Raw genomic sequence first — 4731 nt, forward strand, 5'->3', positions numbered from 1 at the left:
CCGTTACTCAAAGCCCGTATCGAGGATTGTCGATTACGTGGCGGTGAACCATTTGCTGAAGTACAAATCCCGGATGCAGTGATTACGTTAAAGCAGGGAGTCGGGCGATTAATTCGAGATCAGAAGGATCACGGTGCGTTGATCATTTGTGATAATCGCCTCGTCACGCGAGACTATGGTGGTATTTTCCTCGGAAGCCTACCACCTATCCCAAGGACGCGAGACTTAGATGGAATCAAAGCATTCCTGAAAGCAGAACAATCTGTCACAGACGCAAGTGCTGAGGCATAACCCAATAAATGAAAGTTGTAGAGAGTTAAATGAGCGCAAAAATTCTTGCTATCGATACAGCGACTGAAAACTGTTCAGTTGCGTTGTTGGCTAATGATCAAGTGATTTCACGTAGCGCGGTTGCACCACGCGATCACACCAAAAAAGTACTGCCAATGGTTGATGAAGTACTCAAAGAAGCTGGCCTGACTCTACAAGAGCTGGATGCGTTAGCGTTTGGACGTGGTCCAGGTAGCTTTACTGGCGTTCGTATCGGTATTGGTATCGCACAAGGTTTGGCGTTCGGTGCTGACTTACCTATGATCGGCGTTTCAACGCTGGCTGCAATGGCTCAAGGTAGCTATCGCTTACATGGTGTGACCGATGTCGCTGTGGCTATTGACGCACGTATGGGTGAAGTTTACTGGGCACGTTACACTCGCCAAGCAAACGGTGAGTGGGCAGAGATGGATGCAGAGTGCGTAATTCCACCAGCACGTCTCGTTGAAGAAGCACAAGCAGACGACAAAACGTGGACGACAGCAGGTACTGGTTGGGATGCTTACCAAGAAGTATTAGCAGGCCTACCGTTTAATTTGACGCATGGTGACGTTCTGTACCCTGATTCACAAGACATCGTGATTCTTGCTGAACAAGAATTTAAAAAGGGTAATATCGTGCCGGTCGAAGATTCGAGCCCTGTTTATTTACGTGATAATGTGACATGGAAAAAACTTCCTGGTCGCGAATAGTCCGTTTTTCATTAACCTGACAAAAAGCAGGGCGTTTGCCCTGTATTTTTATGGAGTGCTATGGCGTCGATTAATGGCTTGCCTCCTTCTTTGATTCCCGGTGCAAATCGCACTAATAAAGCCAGTCAAAAGAAGCCGGTAAATAAATCACAAACAAAGCAGCCTGTAGGTCAGCCTTCAAAGGTTGCTAACGCCGTGGCGCACTCCATAAAACACGTGGATGAGTCCCAAATTCACCGAGCTCAAGTGCAATATGACCTTCCTGAAGGGGGCGCACGTAAAGCAATGGAGCAGTACATGGATGTCATGAATCGAGCTAAAAAAGAGGAACTGGCTCAATTACTTGGTGTCGATATTTACGTGTGAGATCTCCCCAGCTTGGGGTTACTAATATTGAAAGGTGGTTTATGAAGGTTTTTGGACGGTTTTTTCTCGCATTATTTGCTACGGTTGGTTTGTCTGCGTGTAGCTCGTTGCCTGAGGAGCTAAATGCAAGCACAGAATTGGTCGTTACAGACTATAAAGCTTTTGCTGAGTCTCAGGGGCAAGTGAGTGAAGATGTTCGCCTTGGTGGAATCATCGCTAAAGTGGATAACTTTAAAGATAAAACGCGTCTAGAGATTGTAAACCTTCCTATCAGTAAGTCTGGTAAACCTGATATCGATGAAGAGCCTACGGGGCGTTTTGTCGCCTATTTTGATGGCTATTTAGAGCCTGTCGCCTTTAGTGAAGGCCGTTTGGTGACGGTTGTAGGCAAAGGAGCAGGGGAAGAAGAAGGAAAGATCGGTGAGCACGGTTACATCTTCCCGGTAATAAAGGGGGAAGGGTACCGTTTATGGAAAATTGAAGAACGTGTACGCATGTATGACTCGCCAACCTACTTTTACCCATGTTACTCGATTAACTGCCGCATGTGGCGTAATGATTTCCCACAAGACGGTAAAGTGATAAAACAGGTCAAATAATCTGCGATGCATGAGCGTCAATTCGAGCTTCCTGCCGGCAAAATGGCAGCCCTTGAGATAGGGAACGAGAAAACGGCTGACTTGTCAGTCGTTTTTCTTCATGGGTGGTTAGATAATGCGGGCAGCTTTAAAGCGCTCATGGAGCAGTTGAATCAACTTAATCCTCACTTACACCTCCTAGCCATCGATCATTTTGGTCACGGTTTATCGAGTCATAAATCTCACGATAATTATTACCCCTTTCACGACTATATTGCCGATTTGTATCAGTTTTTGGACGAATTATCACCAAACAGACTGATATTAGTAGGGCATTCACTTGGTGCTTTAATCGCAAGTTGCTATAGTGCAGCGTTTCCAGAGCAGGTCGAAGCTCTTGTGCAAATTGAGGGAGCAGGACCTCTTCATGAGGATCCTACTAACAGTTTGCCTCGTCTTCGCGATGGCGTTTTAAGTCGAATAAGACAGCAAAACAAGCCAGAGCGAGCCATTGCCTCCTTCGATCTGGCGTTAAAATTACGCATGCAAGCCAACCAATTAACCGCTGAGCAGCTTCTACCGATAGTAGAGCGTGGAACAGAGCAGCGAGGAGATAAATGGTATTGGCGGCATGACGCCAAGTTAAAATGTGCGTCGCTTTACCGAATGGCGCAAGCGCATGCTAACTCGATTACCAGCCAAATACGTTGTCCTCATTTGATTGTATTAGGCGATCAAGGATTTCAGAATTTACCATCTAACCAAGCTGATTGGGGAGAGAACCCACCGCAAGTGGTTTCTGTCAAGGGTGGTCATCACTGTCATTTAGAGCAAATACTCGAGGTCGCAACGCGAATTCTTGGTGTAGTTAACAAAATTTAAACAAGTGTTTGAGAGTTGCGTGCTCAAGCACGTTCGCTGTGCTGTAATAGCTTTCAAAATAAAAAGGACGCTATTTTTTAGCCAGTTATAAACGAGGAGTAACATCGTGGATAAACCATGGCTTTCACGTTATCCAAGTGACGTACCTGAAACCATTAATCCAGAGCAATATGAGTCTTTGGTAGAAATGTTTGAACAGTCTGTACAAAAATATGCAGACCAACCAGCATTCATGAACATGGGCTCGGTTATGACCTTCCGTAAATTGGAAGAGCGTAGTCGCGCATTCGCAGCGTATCTGCAAAACGAGTTAAAACTGCAAAAGGGTGACCGTGTTGCTCTGATGATGCCAAACCTACTGCAATACCCAGTGGCGTTGTTTGGTATTTTGCGTGCAGGTTGTATCGCCGTAAACGTTAACCCACTTTACACTCCTCGTGAACTTGAACACCAATTGAATGACTCAGGTGCGACGACGATTGTGATTGTGTCTAACTTTGCGAATACGCTAGAACAAATCGTCGATAAAACACCAGTCAAACACGTAGTGTTAACCAGTCTTGGTCAAATGCTGCCACGAGCGAAAGGTACGATTGTCGATTTTGTCGTGAAGTACGTTAAGGGCATGGTGCCTAAGTACGATTTACCTGGTGCAATCTCAATGCGTCAGGCTCTACGTAAAGGTCGTCGTCTACAATACGTTAAACCGTTTATGTCTGGGGATGACATTGCATTCCTGCAATATACGGGGGGGACGACAGGTGTCGCGAAAGGCGCGATTCTGACTCACCGCAACATGATTGCGAACGTTCTACAGGCAAAAGGCGCGTACGGACCGGTTTTATCTCCGGGGCGTGAATTAGTCGTGACAGCATTACCGCTGTATCACGTATTTGCTCTTACCGTAAACTGTCTGCTGTTTGTTGAAATGGGTGGTCGTAACTTACTTATTACCAACCCTAGAGATATTCCAGGGTTCGTGAAAGAGCTACAAAAGCATCCGTTTACTGCGATTACGGGCGTGAATACCTTATTTAATGCATTGGTCAATAATGAAGATTTCCACGAGTTGGATTTCAGTAATCTACGTTTAGCCGTTGGCGGCGGCATGGCAGTGCAGCGCTCAGTGGCAGAAAGATGGCAAAAGACCACGGGTTGCTATTTGCTCGAAGGTTACGGTCTAACAGAGTGTTCTCCGTTGGTGGCGGCATATCCGCATGATCTTGTTGAATACAATGGCTCTATTGGTCTGCCGGTACCATCAACAGAAGTTCGTATCGTGGACGAAGAAGGTAACGCTCTTGCGAATACTGAAACTGGCGAACTTCAAGTTCGTGGTCCTCAGGTTATGCAAGGTTACTGGCAACGACCTGAAGCAACGAAAGATACGATTAACGAAGACGGCTGGCTATCAACTGGCGACATCGTTAAGTTCGATGACGAAGGCTTCCTGCATATCGTTGACCGTAAGAAAGACATGATCTTAGTATCAGGCTTTAATGTTTACCCGAACGAAATCGAAGACGTTGTAGCACTTCACGGCAAAGTACTTGAAGTTGCTGCTATTGGTCAGCCGCATGAAGTGTCTGGTGAATTAGTGAAGATTTATGTCGTGAAACGCGATCCGAGCTTGACCAAAGACGAAGTGATCGCGCATTGTCGAGAACACTTAACTGGCTACAAAGTTCCGAAGTTGGTTGAGTTCCGCGAAGACTTACCTAAAACCAATGTCGGTAAGATCTTGCGTCGTGTTTTACGCGAAGAGAATGACGCTGAACTTGCGAAGAAAAGCGCATAAGCCGATTTCGTCGAGTCGAGATATTTAAAAAATGATAGAATGCCAGCGTTTTGCTGGCATTTTTTATAGCGAGAAGTATGTGAAC

At 45.9% G+C, this 4731-nt stretch carries 6 protein-coding genes; all 6 read left to right on the forward strand.

Features of this window, described 5'->3' with window-relative positions; genetic code table 11:
• Positions 1-291, forward strand: a 291-nt coding sequence (locus CAG68_RS06355) for a helicase C-terminal domain-containing protein (protein ID WP_272926225.1), incomplete at its 5' end; no start/stop codon positions are given.
• Positions 292-320: 29 nt separating this feature from the next.
• A complete protein-coding gene (tsaB, locus tag CAG68_RS06360) occupies positions 321-1022 on the forward strand; it encodes a tRNA (adenosine(37)-N6)-threonylcarbamoyltransferase complex dimerization subunit type 1 TsaB (protein WP_042523171.1) in 702 nt (233 codons plus the stop codon).
• A 60-nt stretch (positions 1023-1082) separates the two neighbouring features.
• Positions 1083-1388, forward strand: coding sequence for a hypothetical protein (locus CAG68_RS06365; RefSeq protein WP_005382213.1), 306 nt, complete (start codon positions 1083-1085; stop codon positions 1386-1388).
• A gap of 41 nt (positions 1389-1429) precedes the next feature.
• Complete coding sequence (locus tag CAG68_RS06370; RefSeq protein ID WP_005382214.1) at positions 1430-1987, forward strand: Slp family lipoprotein; 558 nt, start codon at positions 1430-1432, stop codon at positions 1985-1987.
• A gap of 6 nt (positions 1988-1993) precedes the next feature.
• Positions 1994-2848, forward strand: a complete 855-nt coding sequence (locus CAG68_RS06375; RefSeq protein WP_005382215.1) for an alpha/beta fold hydrolase — start codon at positions 1994-1996, stop codon at positions 2846-2848.
• Positions 2849-2954: 106 nt separating this feature from the next.
• A complete protein-coding gene (fadD, locus tag CAG68_RS06380) occupies positions 2955-4646 on the forward strand; it encodes a long-chain-fatty-acid--CoA ligase FadD (protein ID WP_005382216.1) in 1692 nt (563 codons plus the stop codon).
• Positions 4647-4731: the final 85 nt, after the last annotated feature.

Origin of the sequence: Vibrio sp. V42_P2S4T144, assembly GCF_009904715.1 — a bacterium.
GTDB classification, from domain to species: domain Bacteria; phylum Pseudomonadota; class Gammaproteobacteria; order Enterobacterales; family Vibrionaceae; genus Vibrio; species Vibrio alginolyticus.